The sequence below is a fragment of the Enterobacter sp. SST3 genome (assembly GCF_000286655.1).
In the GTDB taxonomy this organism is placed as follows: domain Bacteria; phylum Pseudomonadota; class Gammaproteobacteria; order Enterobacterales; family Enterobacteriaceae; genus Enterobacter; species Enterobacter roggenkampii.
The window spans coordinates 24,334-50,541 of record NZ_ALNS01000021.1; the positions used below are offsets into that span (position 1 = coordinate 24,334).

The window sequence follows — 26,208 nt, forward strand, 5'->3', positions numbered from 1 at the left end:
GATTACCCCTTGGCTGCGACCCGGAAGCCATTTTCCAGATCGGCAATTAAATCTTCAGAATCTTCGATACCGGTTGAGATCCGCAGCAGCGTCTCAGAAATCCCGGCGGCGGCACGTGCTTCGGGTGCCATACCTGCGTGCGTCATGGTCGCGGCGTGGGAGATCAAGCTTTCAACCCCACCTAAGGATTCCGCCAGCGTAAACAATGACAGCCCGCTCAGGAAGCGACGCAGCGTTTGCTCGTCACCGTCCAGTTCAAAACTTAACATCGCGCCAAACCCTTTCTGCTGGTGCGCGGCAATCTCGTGCCCCTGGTTTTCCGGCAGCGACGGGTGGTACAGCTTCTTCACCAGCGGCTGGGTTTTCAGGAAGTCGACAATCGCCTGAGCATTACGCTGCGCCACGTCCATGCGCGGCGACAGCGTACGGATGCCGCGCAACAGCAGGTAGCTGTCGAAGGCGCCTGCGGTGACGCCAATATTATTGGCCCACCATGCCAGTTCGGTGACAATGTCAGGATCTTTGGCAATCACCACGCCTGCCACCACGTCAGAATGGCCGTTCAGATATTTAGTGCATGAATGCAATACCAGATCGGCACCCAGTGCGAGTGGGTTCTGAAGGGCCGGACTGAGGAACGTATTATCCACTACACTTATCGCTCCCGCATCCCTTGCGAGCTGACAAATTTTCGCAATATCGACAACGCGCAACAATGGATTGCTTGGACTTTCCACCAGAACCAGCTTCGGTTTCTCTGCCAGCGCCTGTTTCAGCGCCTGTTCGTCGTTTTGATCGACAAACAGCACGCGATAGCAGCCGCGTTTCGCCAGGCTATCAAACAGGCGATAGCTGCCGCCGTAGCAATCGTGCGGCGCAACCAGCAGATCGCCGGGCTTGAGGAACACCGTGGTCACCAGGTGAATGGCGGACATCCCGGTATTGGTTAATACGGCGCCTGCGCCCCCTTCCAGCTCGGCCAGCGCACGCTGGGTCACGTCACGCGTAGGGTTGCCACGACGCGAGTAGTCATGCGCACGGGGTTCATTAAATCCGGTGAAATTGTAGGTACTGGAAAGATGAATGGGCGGGACAACGCAGCCGTACTGCTCGTCATCATTTAATCCGCTACGCACTGCGATAGTGGCCTGTTTACGCGTCATGGTGAGGGCTTCCTGGCGAATGAGGTGAAAAGTCAGGCACCAGAGTAAACATTGAAAGTATGGACGTCAATACATCTGGACATCTAAACTTCTTTGCGTATAGATTGAGCAATGCGCAAATAGCCGTTAAAATTATATGCTTTAGTGCACGCTGCAGCGGCAATATCCGTGCCACGGTATCGTCTCTACGGTAAACTAGGCAAGATTGCGGTTCAAAACGGGTGGTTACTGGTTTTGCACCTTTAGATAAATGACTGAGAGGATTAAAGGTATCTCATGGCTGAATGGAGCGGCGAATATATCAGCCCATACGCTGAGCACGGTAAGAAGAGTGAGCAAGTAAAGAAAATTACGGTTTCCATTCCTCTGAAGGTGTTGAAGATCCTCACCGATGAACGTACGCGTCGTCAGGTGAACAACCTGCGCCACGCAACCAACAGCGAACTGCTGTGCGAAGCGTTTCTGCATGCGTTTACCGGTCAACCGTTGCCGAACGATGACGATCTGCGCAAAGAGCGTAGTGACGAAATCCCGGAAGAGGCGAAGGTGATCATGCGTGAACTGGGTATTGACCCGGAGACGTGGGAATACTGAGAAGCGGATACAAAAAAGGCACCTTGCGGTGCCTTTTTTTCGGGAAACTTATTTAGCGCCCGGGATGCTGAAACGCTTGTTGAAGCGGTCAACACGGCCACCGGTTGCAACATCACGCTGCTTACCAGTGTAGAACGGGTGGCATTTGCCGCACACGTCCAGGTTCAGATCGTGACCCACGGTAGAGCGGATCTGGATAGAGTTACCGCAAGAACAGTTTGCAGTAATCATTTCGTATTTCGGGTGAATATCTTTTTTCATGGGAGAACCTCAGTTAAGGCCGCGTCGCTCTTCCAGCCCTAACGCCAGACACCACGCGATGTTGATTGTAAGTTCTTTGGCGTAAAGTACACCAAAGGCGGCGAATCATACAGAATTTGACCAACGTATGCAAACTGATCCGCACGCCGCTTTTACTAATGTGTATACTAACGCGCCACTTTTCAAGTCAGGAAGATTCGATGCCCGTCGCTCACGTTGCCCTGCCCGTTCCGCTTCCCCGCACCTTTGACTATCTGCTGTCCGACAGCATGAGCGCCAAAGCGGGCTGTCGCGTGACCGTGCCGTTTGGCAAACAGCAGCGCGTGGGGATCGTCGTCTCCGTCAGCGATAAGAGCGAACTGCCGCTTAACGAACTGAAATCGGTCGTTGAGGTGCTGGACAGCGAGCCCGTCTACTCCACCAGCACCTGGCGACTGCTGCTGTGGGCGGCGGATTATTATCATCACCCCATCGGCGACGTCCTGTTCCACGCCCTGCCAATTATGCTGCGTCAGGGCAAGAGCGCCAGCCATGCGCCAATGTGGTACTGGTTTGCCACGGAGGAAGGCCAGGCCGTCGACATCAACAGCCTGAAGCGCTCGCAGAAACAGCAGCAGGCGCTGGCGGCGCTGCGTCAGGGGAAAATCTGGCGGCATCAGGTCGACGAGCTTGAGGTCAGCGAAACGGCGCTACAGGCATTAAGAAAGAAAGGGCTGAGCGACCTGGCAAGCGAGGCGCCTGCCCTTAACGACTGGCGGGAGAGTTTCTCCGTTTCAGGGGATCGCCTGCGTCTGAATACCGAGCAGGCCACCGCGGTAGGCGCAATTCATAGCGCCTCCGATCGTTTCTCTGCCTGGCTGCTGGCTGGGGTCACCGGTTCCGGCAAGACCGAAGTTTACCTGAGCGTGCTGGAAAACGTGCTCGCGCAGGGCAAACAGGCGCTGGTGATGGTGCCGGAAATTGGCCTGACGCCGCAAACCATCGCCCGATTCCGCGAACGCTTTAACGCGCCGGTTGAGGTGCTGCACTCTGGCCTGAATGACAGCGAGCGACTCAGCGCCTGGCTGAAAGCGAAAAACGGCGAAGCGGCGATTGTAATCGGCACCCGCTCGTCGCTGTTCACGCCGTTTAAAAATCTTGGCGTTATCGTGATCGACGAAGAGCACGACAGCTCCTATAAACAGCAGGAAGGCTGGCGCTATCACGCCCGCGATCTGGCCGTCTACCGCGCGCACAGCGAGCAAATTCCTATTGTTCTGGGATCCGCCACGCCTGCGCTCGAAACGCTGCACAACGTGCGCCAGCGTAAATACCACATGCTGCGCCTGACGCGTCGCGCGGGGAATGCCCGTCCGGCCATTCAGCACGTGCTGGATTTGAAAGGCCAGCAGGTCCAGGCGGGGCTAGCGCCCGCGCTGATTACCCGCATGCGCCAGCATTTGCAGGCGGGGAATCAGGTCATTCTGTTCCTCAACCGTCGCGGATTTGCACCCGCCCTGCTGTGCCACGACTGCGGCTGGATTGCCGAATGCCCGCGCTGCGATCACTACTACACCTTCCATCAGGCCCAGCGTCATCTGCGCTGCCACCACTGCGACAGCCAGCGTCCGGTGCCGCGCCAGTGCCCGTCGTGTGGCTCAACGCATATTGTGCCGGTCGGTCTGGGGACGGAACAGCTGGAGCAGGCGCTTGGGCCCTTTTTCCCGGACGTGCCGATTTCGCGTATCGACCGGGACACCACCAGCCGCAAAGGCGCACTCGAACAGCAGCTGGCGGAAGTGCATCGCGGTGGCGCGCGCATCCTGATTGGCACCCAGATGCTGGCCAAAGGCCACCACTTCCCGGACGTGACGCTGGTCGCCCTGCTGGACGTGGACGGCGCGCTGTTCTCGGCAGATTTCCGCTCCGCCGAGCGCTTCGCCCAGCTTTACACCCAGGTTGCCGGACGTGCAGGACGCGCCGGTAAACAGGGCGAAGTGGTGCTGCAAACGCACCACCCGGAGCACCCGCTGCTGCAAACCCTGCTGCACAAAGGCTATGACGCCTTTGCCGAGCAGGCGCTGGCCGAACGCCAGACCATGCAGCTACCGCCGTGGACCAGCCACGTCATCATCCGCGCGGAAGATCATAACAACCAGCAGGCGCCACTTTTCCTGCAGCAGCTGAGAAACCTCCTGCAGGCCAGCCCGCTGGTGGATAGTCAGCTGTGGATTTTGGGCCCGGTGCCTGCCCTCGCGCCAAAACGCGGCGGCCGTTTCCGCTGGCAGATCTTGCTCCAGCACCCCTCGCGCATTCGTCTTCAGCATATTGTTAGCGGCGCGCTGGTGCTGATTAACACCCTGCCCGAAGCGCGAAAAGTGAAGTGGGTACTGGACGTCGATCCCATCGAAGGTTGAAGACGGATCGAAAAATTTAACGCTCCTCACACTTTTTATGAAAATTCTGTAACCGATTCCATTAACTATCTGTAAAAATGGTGATGGCAGAAGTTCGGTGTTCAGGCGAGGAGAAGACGTTGAAGTCCAGGAAAGAGGTTGCCACAGCGACCATGAAAGACGTTGCCGAGAAAGCACAAGTCTCAACGGCAACCGTGTCCCGCGCATTAATGAACCCGGACAAAGTCTCCCAGGCGACCCGTAACAAGGTTGAGCAGGCAGCGCTGGAAGTGGGTTACTTCCCACAGGCGATGGGACGTAACGTGAAGCGCAATGAATCGCGCACTATCCTGGTGATTGTGCCGGACATCTGCGATCCGTTCTTCAGCGAGATTATCCGCGGTATTGAAGTCACGGCGGCGGAGCAGGGGTACCTGGTCCTGATTGGCGACTGCGCCCATCAGAACCAACAGGAAAAAACCTTCATCGACCTCATCATCACCAAGCAGATCGACGGCATGCTGCTGCTTGGCTCTCGCCTGCCGTTTGATGCCAGCATCGAAGAGCAGCGTAATTTACCGCCGATGGTGATGGCCAACGAGTTTGCGCCAGAGCTGGAGCTGCCGACGGTCCATATCGATAACCTTACCGCCGCGTTCAACGCCGTAAACTATCTCCAGGAGCTGGGGCACAAGCGTATAGGCTGCATTGCCGGGCCGGAAGAGATGCCGCTGTGTCACTACCGCCTGCAGGGATACGTTCAGGCGCTGCGCCGTACCGGCGCTACGGTCGATCCGCATTACATTGCGCGCGGAGACTTTACCTTCGCAGCCGGTGGACAGGCGCTGGAAAAGCTTCTGGACCTGCCTGAACCGCCAACCGCCGTATTTTGTCACAGCGACGTGATGGCGCTGGGTGCATTATCGTATGCCAAACGCCGCGGCCTTCGCATACCGAAAGATTTATCCATCATCGGATTCGATAATATTTCGCTTTCGGAATTTTGCGATCCGCCGCTCTCAACGGTCGCTCAGCCGCGCTATCAAATCGGCCGCGAAGCGATGCTGCTTCTGCTGGATCAGCTTCACGGTCAAACAGTTAGCAGCGGCTCACGGTTGCTGGACTGCGAACTGATCGTCCGCGGCACGACCCAGGCATTGACTTAAAGTAAACGTCTTTCGGATACCCTTATCTGGTCAAAGCCCCGCCGCTTAAGTAACATGGCGGACTGACGAACGAATAAATACAGCGAAACGATAGTGGCACAACGAGATTATGTACGTCGCGGCCAGCCGGCACCTTCGCGACGCAAAAAGAGTAGCTCAAGAAAAAAGCAACGTAACCTGCCTGCTGTCTCGCCAGCAATGGTCGCAATTGCTGCGGCTGTAGTCGTCGCCTTTATTGGTGGCCTGTACTTTATCACGCACCATAAAAAAGAAGAGTCTGAGGCGCTTCAGGCCAGTAAAGTCGCCGGAAATGGCCTCCCTCCGAAGCCTGAAGAGCGCTGGCGCTATATCAAAGAGCTGGAAAGCCGTCAGCCTGGGGTACGTGCGCCAACGGAACCTTCTGCGGGTGGTGAAGTACAGAATGCGAATCAGCTGACGGATGAACAGCGTCAACTGCTGGCACAAATGCAGGCCGATATGCGCCAGCAGCCTACGCAGCTGAACGAAGTGCCGTGGAATGAGCAAACGCCGGAACAGCGTCAGCAAACGCTGCAGCGTCGCCAGGCACAACAGCAGATTCAGCAGCAACAGCAGTGGGCGCAAACCCAGCCGGTACAGCAGCCTAAGGCACAGCCGCGGGTAACGGAACAGCCGTATCAGCAGCCGACGCGTACGGTGCAGTCTCAGCCTGTCCAGCAGCAGCCTAAAGCGCAGCAGCAGAAGCAGGCGGCTCAGCCGTATCAGGATCTGCTCCAGACGCCAGCGCACACCACCGCCCAGCAGCCGAAAACGCAGCAGGCCGCGCCGGTCACGAAAGAGACCGAAGCGCCGAAGCAGACGGCGGAGAAAAAAGACGAACGTCGCTGGATGGTACAGTGCGGTTCGTTCAAAGGTGCGGAGCAGGCGGAAACGGTGCGCGCGCAGCTGGCCTTTGAAGGGTTTGATTCGCGTATTACCACCAATAACGGCTGGAATCGCGTGGTGATTGGTCCGGTCAAAGGCAAAGAAAATGCCGATGGCACCCTTTCTCGTTTGAAAATCGCCGGTCACACAAACTGCATTCGACTCGCCTCCGGGGGTTGAAACCCCCAAAATCCCCCCCATCTATCATTTAATTCAGCCCTGGGCACAGGCTCAGGGCTTCTGTTTCCCGATTCTGTAACCAGGGGGTCTGCTCGTGACAACAATAGTAAGTGTACGCCGTAACGGCCATGTGGTAATCGCCGGTGATGGCCAGGCCACGCTGGGTAATACCGTCATGAAAGGCAACGTGAAGAAAGTGCGTCGTCTCTACAACGACAAAGTGATCGCCGGCTTTGCAGGCGGCACGGCGGATGCCTTCACGCTGTTTGAACTGTTTGAACGCAAACTGGAAATGCATCAGGGTCATCTGGTGAAAGCCGCCGTTGAGCTGGCGAAAGACTGGCGTACCGACCGCATGCTGCGCAAGCTCGAAGCGCTGCTGGCGGTCGCCGATGAAACCGCTTCGCTTATCATCACCGGTAACGGTGACGTGATTCAGCCGGAAAATGACCTGATTGCTATCGGCTCTGGCGGCCCTTATGCCCAGGCTGCTGCCCGCGCACTGTTGGAAAATACCGACATGAACGCGCGTGATATCGCGGTGAAGGCGTTGGATATTGCAGGTGATATCTGCATCTATACCAACCACAACCACACCATCGAAGAATTGACCTCCAAAGCGTAAGGATCTCCCATGTCTGAAATGACCCCACGCGAAATTGTCAGCGAACTGAACAAACACATTATCGGCCAGGATAACGCCAAGCGTTCCGTGGCTATCGCCCTGCGTAACCGCTGGCGTCGTATGCAGCTTGACGAAGAGCTGCGCCACGAAGTGACGCCGAAAAACATTCTGATGATCGGCCCGACCGGCGTCGGTAAAACCGAAATCGCCCGTCGTCTTGCAAAGCTGGCTAACGCGCCGTTCATCAAAGTTGAAGCCACCAAGTTCACCGAAGTGGGCTATGTGGGTAAAGAAGTGGACTCCATCATCCGCGATCTGACCGACTCGGCGATCAAAATGGTGCGCGTCCAGGCCATTGAGAAAAACCGCTATCGCGCGGAAGAGATGGCCGAAGAGCGCATTCTCGACGTGCTGATCCCACCGGCAAAAAACAACTGGGGTCAGGCTGAACAGCAGGCGGAACCGTCCGCTGCGCGTCAGGCGTTCCGCAAAAAACTGCGTGAAGGCCAGCTGGATGATAAAGAGATTGAGATCGATCTCGCTGCCGCGCCAATGGGTGTGGAAATCATGGCACCTCCGGGCATGGAAGAGATGACCAGCCAGCTGCAGTCCATGTTCCAGAACCTAGGCGGTCAGAAGCAAAAAACGCGTAAGCTGAAAATCAAAGACGCGATGAAGCTGCTGATTGAAGAAGAAGCGGCGAAGCTGGTGAATCCGGAAGAGCTGAAGCAGGACGCTATCGACGCGGTTGAGCAGCACGGTATCGTGTTTATCGACGAAATCGACAAAATTTGTAAGCGCGGCGGCAACAGCTCCGGCCCGGACGTGTCCCGCGAAGGCGTTCAGCGCGACCTGCTGCCGCTGGTTGAAGGCTGCACCGTTTCCACCAAGCACGGCATGGTGAAAACGGACCACATCCTGTTTATCGCATCAGGTGCCTTCCAGGTTGCCAGCCCGTCGGATCTGATCCCGGAACTGCAGGGCCGTCTGCCTATCCGCGTTGAGCTGCAGGCGCTGACGACCGAAGACTTCGAACGTATCCTGACCGAGCCAAACGCCTCTGCAACCGTTCAGTACAAAGCGCTGATGGCAACCGAAGGCGTGAACCTCGAGTTCACCGAAGACGGTATCAAACGTATTGCCCAGGCCGCATGGCAGGTGAACGAAACCACCGAAAACATCGGTGCGCGTCGTCTGCATACCGTGCTGGAACGCCTGGTGGAAGATATCTCTTACGACGCGAGCGATCTGAACGGTCAAACCGTTACCATTGACGCAGAATATGTGAGTAAACATCTGGATGCGTTAGTGGCAGATGAAGATCTGAGCCGTTTTATCCTATAATCGCGGTTACTGGATTCTCATCACGTTTAATGGGGGCTAATGCCCCCATTTTTATTGGCTAAATACTTATGACTGACATCAGCCGTACTCAGGCGTGGCTCGAAAGTCTGCGCCCTAAAACACTCCCTCTGGCCTTTGCCGCGATTATCGTCGGTACGGCGCTTGCCTGGTGGCAGGGTTATTTCGATCCGCTGGTTGCCGCGCTGGCATTGATTACCGCCGGCCTGCTGCAAATTCTCTCCAACCTCGCCAACGACTATGGCGACGCGGTGAAAGGCAGCGACAAACCTGACCGTATCGGGCCGCTGCGTGGGATGCAAAAAGGGGTGATTACCCAGGCGCAGATGAAACGCGCGCTGATTATCACCGTGGTGCTGATCTGTTTATCGGGTCTGGCGCTGGTGACAGTGGCGTCTAAGACCCCCAGCGATTTTATTGGCTTCCTGGTGCTGGGTTTATTGGCCATTATCGCAGCCATCACCTACACCGTCGGCACGCGTCCTTACGGCTACATTGGGCTCGGGGATATCTCCGTACTGGTGTTCTTCGGCTGGCTGAGCGTGATGGGAAGCTGGTACTTACAGGCGCATACGGTGATCCCTGCCCTGTTCCTGCCTGCGACCGCCTGCGGTCTGCTGGCGACCGCGGTGCTCAACATCAACAACCTGCGCGATATCGACAGCGACCGGGAGAACGGCAAAAACACCCTGGCGGTCCGTCTGGGGCCGGTGAATGCGCGTCGCTACCATGCCTGCCTGCTGATGGGTGCCCTGGTCTGCCTGGCGCTGTTTAACCTGATTTCCCTGCACAGTCTGTGGGGCTGGCTGTTTGTGCTTGCCGCGCCGCTGCTGATTAAGCAGGCCCGTTTTGTGATGCGTGAACGTAGCCCGGCCGCCATGCCGCCAATGCTGGAACGCACGGTAAAAGGCGCGCTGCTGACTAACCTGTTGTTCGTCATCGGGATTGTCTTGAGCCAGACGCTCAGTTAGCTGACAAATATCAATTAACAATTGATGATTTTGCCAACAACGCATTTCGCACGATATACTGAACACATTCGCAGCAACTGAGCGTTAAACCTATGAAATACGATACCTCCGAGCTTTGTGACATCTACCAGGAAGATGTCAACGTCGTTGAACCGCTGTTCTCCAACTTTGGTGGGCGGTCGTCGTTTGGCGGACAGATCGTCACGGTGAAATGTTTCGAGGATAACGGGTTGTTGTACGATCTGCTCGAACAGAACGGCCGTGGCCGCGTACTGGTGGTCGATGGCGGTGGTTCCGTACGCCGCGCATTGATTGATGCTGAGCTGGCCGGTATTGCCGCACAAAACGAGTGGGAAGGCATTGTGGTGTACGGTTCCGTGCGTCAGGTGGACGATCTGGAAGACCTGGATATCGGGATTCAGGCCATCGCGGCCATACCGGTAGGGGCGGCAGGTGACGGCATCGGCGAAAGCGACGTGCGCGTTAACTTCGGCGGCGTGACCTTCTTCTCCGGCGACCATCTCTACGCCGATAATACCGGCATTATCCTTTCCGAAGATCCCCTGGATATCGAGTAATAAAACCGTAAGCGTGGACCATAAAAAAACCGCCAACAGCAATGTGGCGGTTTTTTTGTCCCTCGGGATTCGCGGTCCGTTGGGAAGGCTTGCAACCTTTGACCAGGATTTTTATCTTACCCTGATTCAAATCTCAGGTAATCCCCTCGACCCTTTATAAATTCCTAATTATCTATACAGACCTTAACTACGCTACTGTTGCTGACTATGATGCTGCGTCCCTTTCCGCCATCTCGCACATCGGCATCGGTCCAGGGAAAGGTGTCTTCACAACCGTAAAGCAACCCTTGATCAGGCTTGTGTCCACCGACTTATCACCGGTGGTGAACGGTGGAGCGGTTAGCTGCAGGGACCGCATAATGAAACGCTATTTATGTATCGCGTTCATTGTCGCCAGCGTACTCGTTGTAAAGAGTGATGAACCGAATGTGTTCGTTGCTTTTACTATGATAGCGCAGGACAAGTAGCGTTAAGGCCGCCTCTGGCGGCCTTTTTTATGGTTGGGTGTCAGTCAGCGAGAACCATAAAAAAAGCCGGGTAGCGGCATCGCCTTACCCGGCCTGTTCAGTTCATCCCAGTGGGAATCAGACTTCTTCCATACGTCCCAGCAGCGCCTGCAGGCGATCCTGCCAGCCGTTCTGCTGTTCGCGCAGCTGGTTGTTTTCGCGCTCCAGTTCTTCGCGGCTGTGCTGCGCGTTCTGTACTTCCTGCGCCAGGCTGTTGTTCTTCTCTTTCAGCTCTTCAATTTCCATCTGCAGCAGGGTGATGGTGTCAATCGCCTGCTGTACTTTCGATTCCAGTTTCTCAAACACTTCTAAAGACATGATGCTACCTCTCCTGAATTGCAAGGCGACGCTTTAACATAAACGCGCACGACATATACCGTCGATTGTATGGAGCGCGGCGCTCTGTGTCCAGCGACACACCGCGCAGATCGCGGTTTGCAACACTTTTAGGTCTGGTCCTGGTGCGTTCGCGTCATATACCCCTAAATTGTTAACTGATTCGTTAATGAAATGATTCAGCTCACATTCCTGTACTGATCCTGTACTGCTGCAAAAATGTGCTTTATGGCGCGAAAACGCTCATTTTATTGACGCAGACCACACATTTCGATTTCGATATTTCTCGTTTTTGCTCGTTAACGATAAATTAACACTGTGTCTACAGGGCATCGTGGCTGTCACGGGCGGCCATGCTAACAATAAACATCAATTTCTTCAGGATTCCGATTATGAGTCAGACATCAACCTTAAAAGGCCAGTGCATTGCCGAGTTCCTTGGTACCGGGTTGTTGATATTCTTCGGAGTGGGCTGTGTCGCTGCACTGAAAGTGGCGGGTGCCAGTTTTGGTCAGTGGGAAATCAGTATCATCTGGGGTCTGGGCGTGGCGATGGCCATCTACCTGACTGCAGGGGTGTCTGGTGCACATCTTAACCCGGCGGTGACTATCGCACTGTGGCTGTTCGCGTGCTTCGACGGACGCAAAGTAGTTCCTTTCATTCTTTCTCAGTTTGCCGGCGCGTTTTGCGCAGCGGCGTTAGTTTACGGGCTTTATTACAATCTTTTCATCGACTTCGAACAGACGCATCATATGGTGCGCGGCAGCGTCGAAAGTCTGGATCTGGCAGGCGTCTTCTCAACCTATCCAAACCCGCATATCAATTTTGTGCAGGCGTTCGCAGTTGAAATGGTGATTACCGCTATTCTGATGGGCGTTATCCTGGCGCTGACCGACGACGGAAACGGCATTCCGCGCGGCCCGCTGGCCCCACTGCTGATTGGCCTGCTGATTGCGGTGATTGGTGCCTCCATGGGCCCGCTGACCGGCTTCGCGATGAACCCGGCGCGTGATATCGGACCTAAAGCGTTCGCCTTTATCGCAGGCTGGGGCGACGTCGCCTTCACCGGTGGCAAAGACATTCCTTACTTCCTGGTACCGCTGTTTGCGCCAGTTGTCGGGGCTGCGCTGGGTGCGTTCAGCTACCGCAAATTAATTGGTCGCCATTTACCGTGCGACACCTGTGTGGAAGAGGAGAAGGAAACGACTTCTACCGCACAACAAAAAGCTTCGCTGTAATCTGACTACGGGACACATACCATGACCGAAAAAAAATATATCGTTGCGCTCGACCAGGGCACTACCAGCTCCCGCGCTGTCGTAATGGATCATGACGCGAACATCGTCAGCGTGTCACAGCGCGAATTTGAGCAAATTTATCCTCGTCCAGGCTGGGTCGAACACGACCCAATGGAGATCTGGGCGTCACAAAGCTCCACGCTGGTCGAAGTGCTGGCAAAAGCCGATATCAGTTCCGACGAGATTGCCGCGATTGGTATCACTAACCAGCGTGAAACGACGATTGTCTGGGAACGTGAAACCGGTAAGCCTATTTACAACGCCATCGTCTGGCAGTGCCGCCGTACCTCTGAGATCTGCGAACAGCTGAAGCGCGACGGCATGGAAGAGTACGTGCGCAGCGCCACCGGTCTGGTGGTTGACCCGTATTTCTCCGGCACCAAAGTGAAGTGGATCCTCGACCACGTGGAAGGTTCACGCGAGCGTGCAAAACGCGGCGAGCTGCTGTTCGGCACCGTCGACACCTGGCTTATCTGGAAGATGACCCAGGGACGCGTCCACGTCACCGACTACACCAACGCCTCGCGTACCATGCTGTTCAACATCAACACCCTGGAGTGGGATGACAAGATGCTGGACGCGCTGGATATCCCACGCGCGATGCTGCCTGACGTGCGCAAGTCTTCTGAAGTTTACGGCCAGACCAACATCGGCGGTAAAGGCGGCACCCGTATTCCTATCGCCGGTATTGCCGGTGACCAGCAGGCGGCGCTGTTCGGCCAGCTGTGCGTCAAAGAAGGGATGGCGAAGAACACCTACGGCACCGGCTGCTTTATGCTGATGAACACCGGCGAGAAAGCGGTGAAATCAGAAAACGGCCTGCTGACCACCATCGCCTGTGGACCACGCGGCGAAGTGAACTATGCCCTGGAAGGTGCGGTGTTCATGGCCGGTGCGTCTATCCAATGGCTGCGCGACGAGATGAAGCTGATCAGCGATGCGTTCGACTCCGAGTACTTCGCGACCAAAGTGAAAGACACCAACGGCGTGTACGTGGTGCCTGCATTCACCGGTCTGGGCGCGCCGTACTGGGATCCGTATGCACGCGGCGCAATTTTTGGCCTGACGCGTGGCGTTAACTCTAACCACATTATTCGCGCCACCCTGGAATCCATCGCCTACCAGACGCGCGACGTGCTGGAAGCGATGCAGGCGGACTCCGGCATTCGTCTGCACGCCCTGCGCGTGGACGGCGGTGCGGTAGCGAATAACTTCCTGATGCAGTTCCAGTCCGACATTCTGGGTACCCGCGTTGAGCGTCCTGAAGTGCGTGAAGTCACGGCGCTGGGCGCGGCATACCTTGCCGGTCTGGCGGTAGGCTTCTGGCAGAACCTGGACGAGCTGCAGGAAAAAGCGGTGATCGAACGCGAATTCCGCCCTGGCATCGAAACCACCGAGCGTAACTTCCGCTACAGCGGCTGGAAGAAAGCGGTGAAACGCGCACTGGCGTGGGAAGAGCACGAAGAGTAATCATATATTCCCTCTCCCCTGGGGAGAGGGTCAGGGTGAGGGGCCCGGACCGCACCGGTCCCCTCGCCCCTCCCCACTCTGTGATAAACTTCGTGCAATTCCTTTTGATTGTACGAGTACCTCATGAAACGTGAACTTGCTATCGAGTTTTCCCGCGTCACCGAAGCGGCTGCCCTTGCAGGCTATAAGTGGCTGGGTCGTGGTGACAAAAATACCGCAGACGGCGCAGCCGTCCATGCCATGCGCATTGTGCTTAACCAGGTCAACATCGACGGCACCATCGTGATCGGCGAAGGCGAGATCGACGAAGCGCCGATGCTTTATATCGGTGAAAAAGTCGGTACCGGCAACGGCGATGCCGTGGATATTGCCGTCGACCCGATCGAAGGCACCCGAATGACGGCGATGGGTCAGGCCAACGCCCTGGCGGTGCTGGCCGTGGGCGATAAGGGCTGCTTCCTTAACGCGCCGGATATGTACATGGAAAAGCTGATTGTCGGTCCCGGCGCGAAAGGCGCAATCGACCTCAGCCTGCCGCTGGAAGAGAACCTGCGTAACGTCGCCAGCGCGCTGAACAAACCGCTGAGTGAACTCACCGTCACCATTCTGGCCAAACCGCGCCACGACGCCACCATCGCGCAGATGCAAAAGCTCGGCGTGCGCGTGTTTGCCATTCCGGATGGTGACGTTGCCGCCTCGATCCTGACCTGCATGCCGGACAGCGAAGTAGACGTGCTGTACGGCATCGGCGGCGCGCCGGAAGGCGTAGTCTCTGCAGCAGTGATCCGCGCGCTGGACGGCGATATGCAGGCTCGTCTGCTGCCCCGCCACGAGGTGAAAGGCGACAGCGAAGAGAACCGCCGTATCGGGGAAAACGAGCTGGCACGCTGCGAAGCGATGGGCATCGAGGCCAACAAAGTGCTGGCGCTGCATGATATGGCCCGTAGCGATAACGTGGTCTTCTCGGCGACAGGTATCACCAAAGGCGATCTGCTGGACGGCATCAGCCGCAAGGGCAATATGGCCACCACTGAAACGCTGCTGATCCGCGGAAAATCACGCACCATTCGCCGCATCCAGTCTATCCACTATCTCGACCGCAAAGACCCGGACGTACAGACGCACATTCTGTAAAACCGTTTGATCGATAGAGCTTTCCGGCCCAAATGGGCTGGAAATCTCCCCGTTAAGTACGGAAGATAGAACAGAGAAACAGCACAGGAGAAGATCATGGCGGACTGGGTAACAGGTAAAGTCACAAAGATACAGTTCTGGACCGATGCGCTATTTAGTCTCACCCTGCATGCTCCCGTCCACCCGTTTAAAGCCGGGCAATTTGCGAAGCTGGGGCTGGATGTCGACGGCGAGCGCGTGCAGCGCGCCTACTCTTACGTTAACGCGCCTGATAACCCGGATCTCGAGTTCTATCTGGTCACCGTACCTGACGGTAAACTCAGCCCGCGCCTTGCCGCCCTCAAGCCCGGCGACGAGGTGCAAATCGTGAGTGAAGCAGCAGGCTTCTTTGTGCTCGAAGAGATCCCGGATTGTGACACGCTCTGGATGCTGGCAACCGGTACGGCCATCGGCCCTTATCTCTCTATTTTGCAGTACGGCAAAGACCTGGAGCGTTTTAAAAACATCGTGCTGGTTCACGCTGCGCGCTACGCCGCAGACCTGAGCTACCTGCCGCAGATGCAGGCGCTGGAACAGCAGTACGGCGGAAAGTTAAAGATTCAGACGGTGGTCAGCCGCGAAACCGTAGCAGGAACGCTGACCGGTCGCGTGCCGGCGTTAATTGAGAATGGTGCCCTGGAAGAGGCGGTGGGTTTACCGATGACGGCTGAAACCAGCCACGTCATGCTGTGTGGCAACCCGCAGATGGTACGCGACACGCAGCAGCTTCTGAAGGATACCCGGCAGATGACGAAACATCTTCGCCGCCGACCGGGCCATATGACCGCCGAACACTACTGGTGATCAGCGGTATTTCACCTCAACGGTGTCTTTACCGTATTTGTTTTCGCTCTGGGTGCCAATAAACGCGCCCAGATCGACAACCATCATCACGAAGATGACCGACGGCAGCAGCCTGCCCACCACCCACGGCAGGATGGACGGAAGCATCGCCCAGTTTCCCGCCACCAGCATCCACGCCAGAATAATCAGAAATGCCCACGCGCCGGAGCGGCCGCGATCGTGCAGGCGTTTCACCACGACTGCCGCCGTTGGCCAGAGCAGGCAGACCAGCGCAAATGCCGCCGTTTGCGTGCTCAGCCACGCGTTATAGGCGACGAAAAACAGAAGCAGCATGGCGACAACCCACGTCACCATCCAGATCCAGAAATCACGGCGTCCAATACGCCCTTTGAATGAAAACAGCCACTGCTGTATGGTCATGTAAGGTTCCTTATTATCGTTTAGCCCGCATTTTACCCTGGAGTTGTGACCTTTTGACAAGCCGACCAGATATCGTTTTAATCATGAGCACTTACGGCCAGGGGCAATGTTGATGAAAAGTTCGGCACATTCTCTATTCCTGTGTTTAGCGCTGCTCAGCGCGGGTTTTACCCTGCACGCCGCCGAAACCACAGCCCCGACCACAGCACCGTACCTGCTGGCGGGCGCACCGTCGTTCGATCAGTCCATCAGCCAGTTTCGTGAAGCCTTCAATCAGGCCAATCCCACGCTGCAACTGGATGAGTTTCGTGCCATTGATGGCCCCCGCGACACGCCTACCCTGACCCGTGCGGCAAGCAAGATTAATGAGAATTTGTATGCCTCCACGGCGCTGGAGCGCGGGACGTTAAAAATCAAAAGCATGCAAATCACCTGGCTGCCGATACAAGGGCCAGAGCAGAAAGCCGCGAAGGCGAAAGCGCTGGAGTACATGAGCGCGGTCCTGCAGGCGTTTACCCCTGCGCTGACGAAAAAGCAAAGCCAGCAAAAGCTGCAAAAACTCCTCACCGCCGGTAAAAATAAGCGTTACTACGCCGATACCGAAGGCGCGATCCGCTATGTGGTGGCGGACAACGGCGAAAAAGGACTGACCTTCGCTGTTGAACCGATTAAGCTGGCACTATCTGACACCCTCGGCGGGGCGAATTAATGACAAAAAGCAAAGCCTTTCGAGGGAAAATCTCTATACTGATTCACAGACCATGCTGCCCGACAGGGTGGCCATATTCCTTAATTCGCTTATTGAGCGTGGAGAATTGAAATGCGACATCCTTTAGTGATGGGTAACTGGAAACTGAACGGCAGCCGCCACATGGTAAACGAACTGGTTGCGAACCTGCGTAAAGAGCTGGCTGGCGTGACCGGCTGCGCGGTTGCTATCGCTCCGCCGGATATGTACCTGGATCTGGCTAAACGTGCCGCTGACGGCAGCCACATCATTCTGGGCGCGCAGAACGTTGACGTTAACCTGTCTGGCGCGTTCACCGGTGAAACGTCCGCTGAAATGCTGAAAGATATCGGCGCGAAATACATCATCATCGGCCACTCCGAGCGTCGCACCTATCACAAAGAATCCGACGAGTTCATCGCGAAGAAATTCGCCGTGCTGAAAGAGCAGGGTCTGATCCCGGTTCTGTGCATCGGTGAAACCGAAGCAGAAAACGAAGCGGGCAAAACTGAAGAAGTGTGCGCACGTCAGATCGACGCAGTGCTGAAAACGCAGGGCGCAGCAGCGTTCGAAGGCGCGGTTATCGCTTACGAGCCAGTCTGGGCGATCGGTACCGGCAAATCAGCCACCCCTGCGCAGGCTCAGGCGGTTCACAAATTCATCCGTGACCACATTGCGAAAGCTGACGCCAAAGTGGCTGAGCAAGTGATCATCCAGTACGGTGGTTCCGTTAACGCGTCTAACGCTGCTGAGCTGTTCACCCAGCCAGACATCGACGGCGCGCTGGTTGGCGGTGCATCCCTGAAAGCGGACGCTTTCGCGGTGATCGTTAAAGCAGCAGAAGCGGCTAAACAGGCGTAATTGCCTTTGTGGCGGGTGGCGCTTTGCTAACCCGCCCTACGGTTATGTAGGCCCGGTAAGCGTCAGCGCCACCGGGCTTTTTTACAGCCGTCCCAGCAGGCTAAACCACAGATAATCCAGCGGCAGCAGCACCAGATACGTTGCCACCGCCAGCGCCAGACAGAGCACCATCCCCGCCCTGGCAGGCACTTTTCCTAACCCCATCGCCACCACGATCGGCGACGCCTGATACGGCAGCAGCGGCGTAGAATAGCCCAGCACCTGAATCATGATCACCGACAGCAGCGGGAAGCCGGTCGCATCCGAGAAGCTCTGCGCCAGGGTGGTATACAGCGCCGGAACGCCGTTGGCGGTCATGATGAAGTTGAGTGCGGTGGTAATACCGGTCAGCGCCAGGAAGCTGGTGAACGGTCGGTCTGCATCGAGCGGCATAATACGGAGCAACGCCTCGCCCACCGCCGTTCCGATACCGGTTTGCGTCACGACGATCGCCAGCCCCAGAATACCGGCAACGTAGATGCAGGTACGCATATTCACCCCCGCAGAAAACTCCTCCCCGGTGATAAAACCGATGCGCGGCAGCATAACGATGACCGACGCCGCCAGCCCGGTCCAGGCGGGCCCCACGCCGTGCCAGCTCTCCGTCACCCACATCCCCAGCACCACCGCCAGCAGCCAGGCAAGACGCTTTTCATCCCGGCCCATGGGTTCAGACGGCACCTGTTTCTGAGGGGGTTTGGGATGACCCGGAAAAAGCCAGCAGATCAGGCCAATCAGGATCAGGCCTTTGAGAATGCCCAGCACCGGCGTGTGCAGCAGCAGATACGGGACATAGTTCAGGTGGATGCCGTACGAACCTTCTGCCGCACCGCTCATCACCAGGTTAGGCACGTTAGCGGGCAGAATCGTCGCCGAAAGCTGGAACGTCCCGAACCCTACCGCCAGCGCCAGACCAAACCAGGCACGGGAGCCGTCGGCGATACCGGCGCGTTTCGCCATTGCGGCGACAATCGGCATCAGCAGCGCGATACGTCCCATATTCGACGGCATCACAAACGCCAGCGCATAGCTCAGCAGCACCACGCTCGCTACCATTAATACCCAGGAGTCGGTGAGCTTTGCCGACAGCGCCCGGGCGGCCCGGTCCGCCAGCCCGGTTTTACGTATCGCCACGCCGAGCACGAAGCCGCTGAAGACCAGCCAGAAAGCCGACGAGGCAAAACCACCGAAGATCGTCTCCGGCGGGGCGATCTTCGCGGTCATTGCCGCCGTGAAGAACAGCAGCGCGGTAATGAACTCAGGCAATAGCGACGTCGCCCATAGTACGATGGTGACGCCCACAATCAGTGAAGGCAGCAACAGAGGATACGTTGACCAGAGCGACATACCTGTCTCCTGTAGAATTTTTCAGCAAGTCTACGGCGACAGGCAGGGCGAGTAAACGCTATTTATGGTGGGGTCAATTCAGGATAGCGCATTGATGATCCTGCAGTTCCTCAGCAGACGCGCGGTTAAGCATCAGCAGGTTGCGCTCGGTGGCCAGCAACACAAACGAACCATCTGACTGCTGCGCCATTGCCAGCGCGAAGCGCCCCATATGGTCGCGCGCTTCCGGCAGCTCTTCAGCCAGCATCATGAACGGGCTGCGCTGCACCAGTTCATTCTCCGTCACCCGACGAGCAAGATACTCATGCCCTTCCAGGCCGCCAGGAAGGGGCAGCCACTGGGTGCTGATTTCTCCCTGTGCGGCGTTCAGCTTCTCGCGCACGTCCGGGCGCAGGCAGGAGATATGAATGTGAAAATGGTTCTGCGTGCGCCCTGCCGGCGAGTTAATCGTCAGTGAAATGGCGCTGTCGGGCACCTCGCTTCCACGCTTCAGGGTCATAAAGCTTCGCGACTGCCAGGCCAGCCAGAAAAAGTTCGGCGTATGCGCTTCGGTCAACAGCGGGCTTTCGGTGCCGTTGATGCGATATGTCGGCATCAGCAGGTATTGCAGCGGCCCGTTGCGGTCTTTAAAGACTACATAGCCTGCGTCAGGCTTCACCTGCGCACACGGTGCCGGGTTACGGTGTTGCAGTTGATTCGGCAGGCATTGGTCGAGAACGATATGTCGCAACGCATTCGGATTACCCGCTTTCATCCAGTACCAGCCGCCAGCGGCAAGGGCGATGACAATGAGGATCAATAAGATAATTTTTTTCACAACGCGTTCCCTGTTTTCAATAGAGGCAAAAGAGTAACGCAAAATGATGACCAAATAAAAAACCCGGCGGATTTCTCACGCCGGGTCACCGTGTCGTTTATTTATGTTCAGCGCTGGCTAATCTGGTCAAAGGTGCCGCCGTTAGAGAAGTGCTCTTTCTGCGCTTTCGTCCAGCCACCGAAAACATCATCAATGGTGAAGAGCTTCAGTTTCGGGAATTCGCCGTCATATTTCTTCGCCACAGCCGCATCGCGTGGACGATAGAAGTTCTTCGCTGCAATCTCCTGACCTTCCGGCGAGTAGAGGTACTTCAGGTAGGCTTCCGCCACCGCTTTGGTGTCTTTCTTCTCAACCACTTTATCGACAACAGAGACGGTCGGCTCAGCCAGAATAGATTCGCTTGGGGTCACGATCTCAAACTTATCTTTACCCAGTTCGTTGGTCGCCAGCAGGGCTTCGTTTTCCCACGCAATCAGCACGTCACCAATGCCGCGCTCCACGAAGGTGTTGGTTGCACCGCGCGCGCCGGAGTCCAGCACTTCGACGTTTTTGTACAGCGCTTTCACGAACTCCTGGGCTTTACCCTGGTCACCGTTGTTGTGGTGCAATGCATAGCCCCAGGCGGCCAGATAGTTCCAGCGTGCGCCGCCGGAGCTTTTCGGGTTAGGGGTAATAACTGACACGCCCGGCTTAATCAGGTCATTCCAGTCATGGATCTGTTTCGGGTTGCCTTTACGTACCAGGAAAACGATGGTCGAGGTGTAGGGCGCGGAGTTATCCGGCAGGCGTTTGATCCAGTTTTTGTCGATACGGCCACGCTCGGCGATCGCGTCAACATCGTAGGCCAGCGCCAGGGTCACCACGTCGGCTTCAATACCGTTGATGACGGAGGTCGCCTGCTTGCCAGAACCACCGTGAGACTGGCGAACCACGACATTGTCGCCGGTTTCCTGCTTCCAGTGTGCCGCAAACGCTTTGTTGTATTGTTCATACAGTTCACGCGTCGGGTCGTATGACACGTTCAGTAACTGGATATCCTTAGCCAGAACGCTGGTCGATGCCAGCAATAATGTTAAACCCACGCCCCATTTATTCATCGCCCAGCTCTCTTGTGTAGTGTTTTGATGAATGCAGCGTGCCAGAAAGCGAATCGAGGATTAAAGAATAAAAAAAGATTGGCTATAACGTAGTGGAATAAAAAGGCAAATGGCGCGGACAAAAAAAGCCCGGTGGCGCTTCGCTTACCGGGCCTACGAACCGTGCTTTTGTAGGCCGGGTAAGGCGAAGCCGCCACCCGGCACAAACCAAACGCCGATCAGTACAGTTTTTTCGCGCAGTCCAGCCAGTCACCTTTGAACGGACGCTTCATGTTTTCAATCGCGTCGATGATGTCATGGTGAACCAGTTTCTCGTTCTGAATACCGACGCAGCGGCCGCCGTGGCCCTGCAGCAGCAGTTCAATTGCGTACGCACCCATACGGGACGCCAGAATACGGTCATACGGGCCAGGGGAACCGCCACGCTGGATGTGCCCCAGTACGGTTGCACGGGTTTCACGCTTGGTTTCGGTTTCGATGTACTTCGCCAGCTCGTCTACGTCACAGATGTGCTCGGTGATAGCCACGATCGCATGTTTTTTGCCTTTCGCGATGCCCGCTTTGATTTCAGCTACCAGATCTTCACGGCTGAACTCCACTTCCGGAACCACGACAAACTCACAGCCCCCCGCAATTGCCGCAGCCAGGGTCAGGTCACCGCAGTAACGCCCCATCACTTCAACGATAGAGATACGCTGGTGGGAAGAAGAGGTGTCACGCAGGCGGTCAATCGCTTCCACAACGGTGCCCAGCGCGGTGAAGTAACCGATGGTGTAGTCGGTGCCTTTGATGTCGTTGTCGATAGTGCCCGGCAGACCGATGCACGGGAAGCCCATTTCAGTCAGACGTTTTGCACCCATGTACGAGCCGTCACCGCCGATAACCACCAGGGCGTCCAGTCCACGTTTTTTCATGTTCTCGATAGCCACTTCACGAACGTGTTCGTCACGGAATTCCGGGAAGCGCGCAGACCCAAGGAAGGTACCGCCACGGTTGATCATGTCAGACACGCTGTAACGGTCGAGCTGAACCATACGGTCTTCATACAGACCCAGGTAACCATCATAGATACCAAAAACTTCCAGACCTTCCGTCAGCGCCGCGCGGACAACCCCACGAATTGCCGCGTTCATGCCCGGCGCATCACCGCCGCTTGTCAACACACCGATTTTCTTAATCATGACTACCTCTGAACTTAGGAATGCAAAATTGAAATCTGTTGCCGGAAGAAACTTATCGACCAACGAATACTGCAAATAGTATATCAATCCCTTCCAGCTGAATTGATTCAGGTCAGACCAAATGGCGGTAATTTATACACAAAATGCTGGCCTGGCTCACTTTTTTACAACGAATTACGAAAGCCCAACATGTCCGGGTACAACCGAGCAGGGATCCTGGTGAATGATGACGTCTGAACCAGGAAAACGCTGCAAAATCGCCTGCTCGACCTGCTCAGCAATCACGTGAGCCTGAACCAGTGGCAGGTTGTCTTCCATTTCAATATGAATCTGAATAAAGCGGGTCGGCCCTGACTGCCGCGTTCGAAGATCGTGTGCACCGCTGACGCCGGGCCAGGCGGTCACGATAGAAAAAATTTCATTACGTTCTGAGTCCGGGAGGGCGCGGTCAAGCAGCGATTGCACTGCTTCATACCCCATCCGCAGGGCGCTATATAAAATATAGATACCAATCCCTAACGCAAACAACGCGTCGGCCCGATGCCAGCCATACCAGGCCAGACCGAGCGCAATAAGAATAGCCCCATTCATCATAACATCAGATTGATAATGAAGCATATCCGCCCGTACGGCCTGACTTTGCGTTTTGCGAACGACCCAGCGCTGGAACGTTACCAGAACAAGTGTGCAAATAAGTGCAACGACCGTCACAACGACGCCGACGCCGGGATCGTTCATCGGTGTCGGCGAGACGAGATGCTGAATGCCGGTGAGAAACAGGAACAGCGCAGAACCGGATATGAACATGCTTTGCGCCAGTGCGGCCAGCGACTCCGCTTTGCCGTGCCCAAAGGTGTGCTCTTCATCCGCTGGCTGCAGCGAGTAACGCACGACCAGCAGGTTGGTCAATGAGGCGGCAATGTCCATCAGCGAATCCACCAGCGCCGCCAGAATACTGACCGAGCCGGTATACCACCAGGCAAAGATTTTAATCAGTAACAGGCTGGATGCCATGACGGTCGCCGCGATGGCGGCCCGGCTGACCAGTCTTCCATAGGATTGATTCATAAACGCTCCTGTCATGTCATGCCGCTAGTATAACGGAAGCATGTGGAGTCGAAGGATGAATAAACGGTTAACAAACAGAATGTGGGGCAAAAAAAACCCCCACATCATGTGGGGGAAGACAGGGATGGTGTCTATGGCAAGGAAAACAGGGTTTACTGGTTACTACGGGTACTGCTATTGCTACTGAAAAACGAGGTTTCTGAGCTTCGCTGCATCCGTGCAACCTCACGCAGCTGATCCATACGCTGCTGATGTTTGGTGTTCAAAACCGCTTGCTGCTCCGGCGTTAGCAGGTGGAACATCTGGTTGCGGACCTTCGCCATCTCTACCTGGCGAGCAACCTGTTCCTGTGCCATTTTTTCGGCCTGAGCGCGCACAGCGCTTTCGTCAAAATTTTCTGCGGTGACAAGGCGATGCATTGTCTCCATTTCGCTAACATTAACAGGGGGCTGGTCGTGTCTCGCCCTCTGCATCAGATCTCGCATCTGTTGACGCTGATGTTCGGTTAAACTTATGCCGTCAAACATATGGCTTTGGCTGCTGTTCTGCGTTGCGCCCTCTTGTGAGGAACCGTTATCGCTGATGATAGCTACAGCAGCCTGGCTAAACGCACTGAACGCCAGCGTTGAGGCCATGACGGCAGCGGTAACTTTGCGCATCACTTGCTCCCAAAATCTTTCGTGTCGCGATTCAACGAGAGACAGTCTACGATTCAGGCTGCAAACATGCGTCAGGGGGTGTAAAACAACGTAAAGTCATGGATTAGACAGCCTTGATGTCGTAATTTCTGCCTCGGAGGTATTTAAACAATGAATAAAATCCTGTTAGTTGATGATGACCGAGAGCTCACATCTCTTTTAAAGGAGTTGCTCGACATGGAAGGTTTCAACGTCCTGGTTGCCCATGATGGCGAGCAGGCGCTGAGTCTCCTTGACGACAGCATCGATTTACTTTTGCTCGACGTGATGATGCCGAAGAAAAACGGCATTGATACGCTGAAAGAGCTTCGCCAGACGCACCAGACTCCCGTTATCATGCTGACCGCGCGCGGCAGCGAACTCGACCGCGTACTCGGCCTTGAGCTGGGCGCGGATGACTATTTACCGAAGCCGTTTAACGACCGCGAACTGGTCGCCCGTATTCGCGCGATCCTGCGTCGTTCCCACTGGAGCGAGCAGCAGCAGAATACAGACAACAGTTCACCGACCCTTGAAGTCGACTCCCTGAGCCTGAATCCGGGCCGCCAGGAAGCGAGCTTTGATGGCCAGACGCTCGAACTCACCGGCACCGAGTTCACCCTGCTGTATCTGCTGGCGCAGCACCTCGGCCAGGTGGTATCGCGTGAACATTTAAGTCAGGAAGTGCTGGGCAAACGTCTGACCCCGTTTGACCGCGCCATCGACATGCACATCTCTAACCTGCGCCGTAAGCTGCCGGAGCGTAAAGACGGTCACCCATGGTTTAAAACCCTGCGTGGTCGCGGTTATCTGATGGTTTCCGCTTCATGATAGGAAGCTTAACCGCCCGCATCTTCGCCATCTTCTGGTTGACGCTGGCACTGGTTTTAATGCTCGTACTGATGTTGCCAAAACTCGACTCACGCCAGATGACGGAGCTGCTCGACAGCGAGCAACGTCAGGGCGTGATGATCGAGCAGCACGTGGAAGCCGAGCTGGCAAACGATCCGCCAAACGATTTGATGTGGTGGCGCAGGCTATTTCGCGCTATCGACAAGTGGGCGCCGCCCGGACAACGCCTGCTGCTGGTGACCAGCGAAGGCCGCGTGATTGGCGCCGATCGCAATGAAATGCAGATCATCCGCAACTTCATTGGCCAGGCAGATAATGCCGATCACCCCCAGAAGAAAAAATATGGCCGCGTAGAGATGGTGGGGCCGTTCTCCGTCAGAGATGGCGAGGATAACTATCAGCTCTACCTGATTCGCCCCGCGAGCAGCTCCCAGTCCGATTTTATCAACCTGCTGTTTGACCGCCCTCTCCTGCTGCTGATTGTCACGATGCTGGTCAGCTCGCCGCTGCTGTTATGGCTGGCGTGGAGCCTGGCAAAACCCGCACGTAAGCTGAAAAACGCCGCCGACGAAGTGGCGCAGGGCAACCTGAGGCAGCACCCGGAACTGGAGTCCGGACCGCAGGAGTTCCTGGCCGCCGGGACCAGTTTTAACCAGATGGTGAGCGCGCTCGATCGCATGATGACGGCCCAGCAGCGCCTGCTGTCGGATATCTCGCACGAGCTGCGTACCCCGCTCACGCGCTTACAGCTTGGCACCGCCCTGCTGCGCCGCCGCAGCGGAGAAAGCAAAGAGCTGGAGCGCATCGAAACCGAAGCGCATCGTCTGGACAGCATGATCAACGATCTGCTGGTCATGTCGCGCAATCAGCAGAAAAACGCGCTGGTGAGCGAAACGGTGAAAGCCAATCATCTGTGGCATGAAGTGCTGGATAACGCGGCGTTCGAAGCGGAGCAGATGGGCAAATCCTTCACCGTTAACTTCCCGCCGGGTCCATGGCCGCTGTACGGTAACCCCAACGCGCTGGAAAGCGCGCTGGAAAATATCGTGCGTAACGCCCTGCGCTACTCGCACACGAAGATTGAGGTGGCGTTCTCGGTGGATAAAGACGGGATCACCGTCATTGTCGACGACGACGGTCCTGGCGTCAGCCCGGAAGACCGCGAGCAGATCTTCCGTCCGTTCTACCGCACCGACGAGGCGCGCGACCGGGAATCGGGCGGTACGGGACTGGGGCTGGCGATTGTGGAAACCGCCATGCAGCAGCACCGCGGCTGGGTGAAAGCCGACGACAGCCCGCTGGGTGGTCTGCGGTTAACGCTGTGGCTACCGTTGTATAAGCGTTCGTAGCTGTTAGT

26 protein-coding genes are annotated in these 26,208 nt (G+C 56.3%); 16 read left to right on the forward strand and 10 right to left on the reverse strand.

What is annotated here, in order from left to right; genetic code table 11:
- Positions 1-2: 2 nt before the first annotated feature.
- A complete protein-coding gene (metB, locus tag B498_RS08895) occupies positions 3-1,163 on the reverse strand; it encodes a cystathionine gamma-synthase (protein ID WP_008501798.1) in 1,161 nt (386 codons plus the stop codon).
- Between the two features lie 276 nt (positions 1,164-1,439).
- On the opposite strand from metB, the gene metJ reads away from it, so the two are divergent.
- Entirely contained in the window at positions 1,440-1,757 is a 318-nt protein-coding gene (gene metJ / locus B498_RS08890) for a met regulon transcriptional regulator MetJ (RefSeq protein WP_003862042.1), read from the forward strand.
- A 48-nt stretch (positions 1,758-1,805) separates the two neighbouring features.
- On the opposite strand, the gene rpmE is transcribed toward metJ, so the two are convergent.
- A complete protein-coding gene (gene rpmE, locus B498_RS08885) occupies positions 1,806-2,018 on the reverse strand; it encodes a 50S ribosomal protein L31 (protein ID WP_003862040.1) in 213 nt (70 codons plus the stop codon).
- Between the two features lie 200 nt (positions 2,019-2,218).
- Between rpmE and priA the strand changes: the two genes are divergently transcribed.
- From priA to rraA, 7 genes are all read left to right on the forward strand, one after another.
- Entirely contained in the window at positions 2,219-4,414 is a 2,196-nt protein-coding gene (gene priA, locus B498_RS08880; RefSeq protein ID WP_008501799.1) for a primosomal protein N', read from the forward strand.
- A 119-nt stretch (positions 4,415-4,533) separates the two neighbouring features.
- Complete coding sequence (gene cytR / locus B498_RS08875) at positions 4,534-5,559, forward strand: DNA-binding transcriptional regulator CytR (protein WP_008501800.1); 1,026 nt, start codon at positions 4,534-4,536, stop codon at positions 5,557-5,559.
- A 93-nt stretch (positions 5,560-5,652) separates the two neighbouring features.
- Positions 5,653-6,642 carry a cell division protein FtsN gene (gene ftsN, locus B498_RS08870; protein ID WP_032622950.1) on the forward strand — a complete coding sequence of 330 codons (990 nt, stop codon included), beginning with the start codon at positions 5,653-5,655 and terminating at the stop codon, positions 6,640-6,642.
- Between the two features lie 94 nt (positions 6,643-6,736).
- Positions 6,737-7,267: an ATP-dependent protease subunit HslV gene (gene hslV / locus B498_RS08865; RefSeq protein WP_008501802.1), complete on the forward strand. Its 531-nt coding sequence runs from the start codon at positions 6,737-6,739 to the stop codon at positions 7,265-7,267.
- A gap of 9 nt (positions 7,268-7,276) precedes the next feature.
- The gene (gene hslU, locus B498_RS08860) at positions 7,277-8,611 is read left to right on the forward strand and encodes an HslU--HslV peptidase ATPase subunit (protein ID WP_008501803.1); all 1,335 of its coding nucleotides are present in this window, start codon (positions 7,277-7,279) and stop codon (positions 8,609-8,611) included.
- Between the two features lie 68 nt (positions 8,612-8,679).
- Positions 8,680-9,600 (forward strand): 1,4-dihydroxy-2-naphthoate polyprenyltransferase, encoded by a 921-nt coding sequence (gene menA / locus B498_RS08855; protein WP_008501804.1) that lies wholly within the window; start codon positions 8,680-8,682, stop codon positions 9,598-9,600.
- Between the two features lie 92 nt (positions 9,601-9,692).
- Positions 9,693-10,178, forward strand: coding sequence for a ribonuclease E activity regulator RraA (gene rraA, locus B498_RS08850; protein WP_008501805.1), 486 nt, complete (start codon positions 9,693-9,695; stop codon positions 10,176-10,178).
- A gap of 584 nt (positions 10,179-10,762) precedes the next feature.
- Here the strand turns inward: rraA and zapB are convergent.
- On the reverse strand, positions 10,763-11,002 hold the full coding sequence (gene zapB, locus B498_RS08845) for a septal ring assembly protein ZapB (protein ID WP_008501806.1): 240 nt from the start codon (positions 11,000-11,002) through the stop codon (positions 10,763-10,765).
- Between the two features lie 410 nt (positions 11,003-11,412).
- On the opposite strand from zapB, the gene B498_RS08840 reads away from it, so the two are divergent.
- The 4 genes from B498_RS08840 (at position 11,413) to fpr (ending at position 15,765) form a co-directional block, all read left to right on the forward strand.
- Positions 11,413-12,258 carry an MIP/aquaporin family protein gene (locus tag B498_RS08840; protein WP_008501807.1) on the forward strand — a complete coding sequence of 282 codons (846 nt, stop codon included), beginning with the start codon at positions 11,413-11,415 and terminating at the stop codon, positions 12,256-12,258.
- Between the two features lie 21 nt (positions 12,259-12,279).
- The gene (glpK, locus tag B498_RS08835) at positions 12,280-13,788 is read left to right on the forward strand and encodes a glycerol kinase GlpK (RefSeq protein ID WP_008501808.1); all 1,509 of its coding nucleotides are present in this window, start codon (positions 12,280-12,282) and stop codon (positions 13,786-13,788) included.
- A 123-nt stretch (positions 13,789-13,911) separates the two neighbouring features.
- On the forward strand, positions 13,912-14,922 hold the full coding sequence (gene glpX / locus B498_RS08830; protein ID WP_008501809.1) for a class II fructose-bisphosphatase: 1,011 nt from the start codon (positions 13,912-13,914) through the stop codon (positions 14,920-14,922).
- Between the two features lie 96 nt (positions 14,923-15,018).
- Positions 15,019-15,765: a ferredoxin--NADP(+) reductase gene (gene fpr / locus B498_RS08825; protein ID WP_008501810.1), complete on the forward strand. Its 747-nt coding sequence runs from the start codon at positions 15,019-15,021 to the stop codon at positions 15,763-15,765.
- Here the strand turns inward: fpr and B498_RS08820 are convergent, their stop codons facing one another.
- The gene (locus B498_RS08820; protein ID WP_008501811.1) at positions 15,766-16,185 is read right to left on the reverse strand and encodes a DUF805 domain-containing protein; all 420 of its coding nucleotides are present in this window, start codon (positions 16,183-16,185) and stop codon (positions 15,766-15,768) included.
- 112 nt (positions 16,186-16,297) lie between these two features.
- Between B498_RS08820 and B498_RS08815 the strand changes: the two genes are divergently transcribed.
- Together B498_RS08815 and tpiA are read left to right on the forward strand one after the other, a co-directional pair.
- Positions 16,298-16,894: a DUF1454 family protein gene (locus B498_RS08815; RefSeq protein ID WP_008501812.1), complete on the forward strand. Its 597-nt coding sequence runs from the start codon at positions 16,298-16,300 to the stop codon at positions 16,892-16,894.
- Between the two features lie 111 nt (positions 16,895-17,005).
- Positions 17,006-17,773 carry a triose-phosphate isomerase gene (gene tpiA, locus B498_RS08810; RefSeq protein ID WP_003862019.1) on the forward strand — a complete coding sequence of 256 codons (768 nt, stop codon included), beginning with the start codon at positions 17,006-17,008 and terminating at the stop codon, positions 17,771-17,773.
- Positions 17,774-17,854: 81 nt separating this feature from the next.
- Here tpiA and B498_RS08805 read toward each other — a convergent pair whose 3' ends face one another.
- The 6 genes from B498_RS08805 to cpxP form a co-directional block, all read right to left on the reverse strand.
- A complete protein-coding gene (locus B498_RS08805; RefSeq protein WP_008501813.1) occupies positions 17,855-19,159 on the reverse strand; it encodes an SLC13 family permease in 1,305 nt (434 codons plus the stop codon).
- A gap of 73 nt (positions 19,160-19,232) precedes the next feature.
- Positions 19,233-19,976, reverse strand: coding sequence for a CDP-diacylglycerol diphosphatase (locus B498_RS08800; RefSeq protein WP_008501814.1), 744 nt, complete (start codon positions 19,974-19,976; stop codon positions 19,233-19,235).
- 107 nt (positions 19,977-20,083) lie between these two features.
- A complete protein-coding gene (locus B498_RS08795; protein ID WP_008501815.1) occupies positions 20,084-21,073 on the reverse strand; it encodes a sulfate ABC transporter substrate-binding protein in 990 nt (329 codons plus the stop codon).
- Positions 21,074-21,291: 218 nt separating this feature from the next.
- Complete coding sequence (pfkA, locus tag B498_RS08790) at positions 21,292-22,254, reverse strand: 6-phosphofructokinase (protein ID WP_008501816.1); 963 nt, start codon at positions 22,252-22,254, stop codon at positions 21,292-21,294.
- A 174-nt stretch (positions 22,255-22,428) separates the two neighbouring features.
- On the reverse strand, positions 22,429-23,322 hold the full coding sequence (gene fieF, locus B498_RS08785; protein ID WP_008501817.1) for a CDF family cation-efflux transporter FieF: 894 nt from the start codon (positions 23,320-23,322) through the stop codon (positions 22,429-22,431).
- A 152-nt stretch (positions 23,323-23,474) separates the two neighbouring features.
- Positions 23,475-23,981, reverse strand: coding sequence for a cell-envelope stress modulator CpxP (gene cpxP / locus B498_RS08780; protein ID WP_008501818.1), 507 nt, complete (start codon positions 23,979-23,981; stop codon positions 23,475-23,477).
- Between the two features lie 150 nt (positions 23,982-24,131).
- Here cpxP and cpxR point away from each other — a divergent pair, with 150 nt between their 5' ends.
- Together cpxR and cpxA are read left to right on the forward strand one after the other, a co-directional pair.
- A complete protein-coding gene (gene cpxR / locus B498_RS08775) occupies positions 24,132-24,830 on the forward strand; it encodes an envelope stress response regulator transcription factor CpxR (protein WP_006179159.1) in 699 nt (232 codons plus the stop codon).
- A complete protein-coding gene (gene cpxA, locus B498_RS08770) occupies positions 24,827-26,200 on the forward strand; it encodes an envelope stress sensor histidine kinase CpxA (RefSeq protein ID WP_003862003.1) in 1,374 nt (457 codons plus the stop codon). The genes cpxR and cpxA overlap by 4 nt, the downstream gene beginning before the upstream one ends.
- The last annotated feature ends 8 nt before the right edge of the window (positions 26,201-26,208 follow it).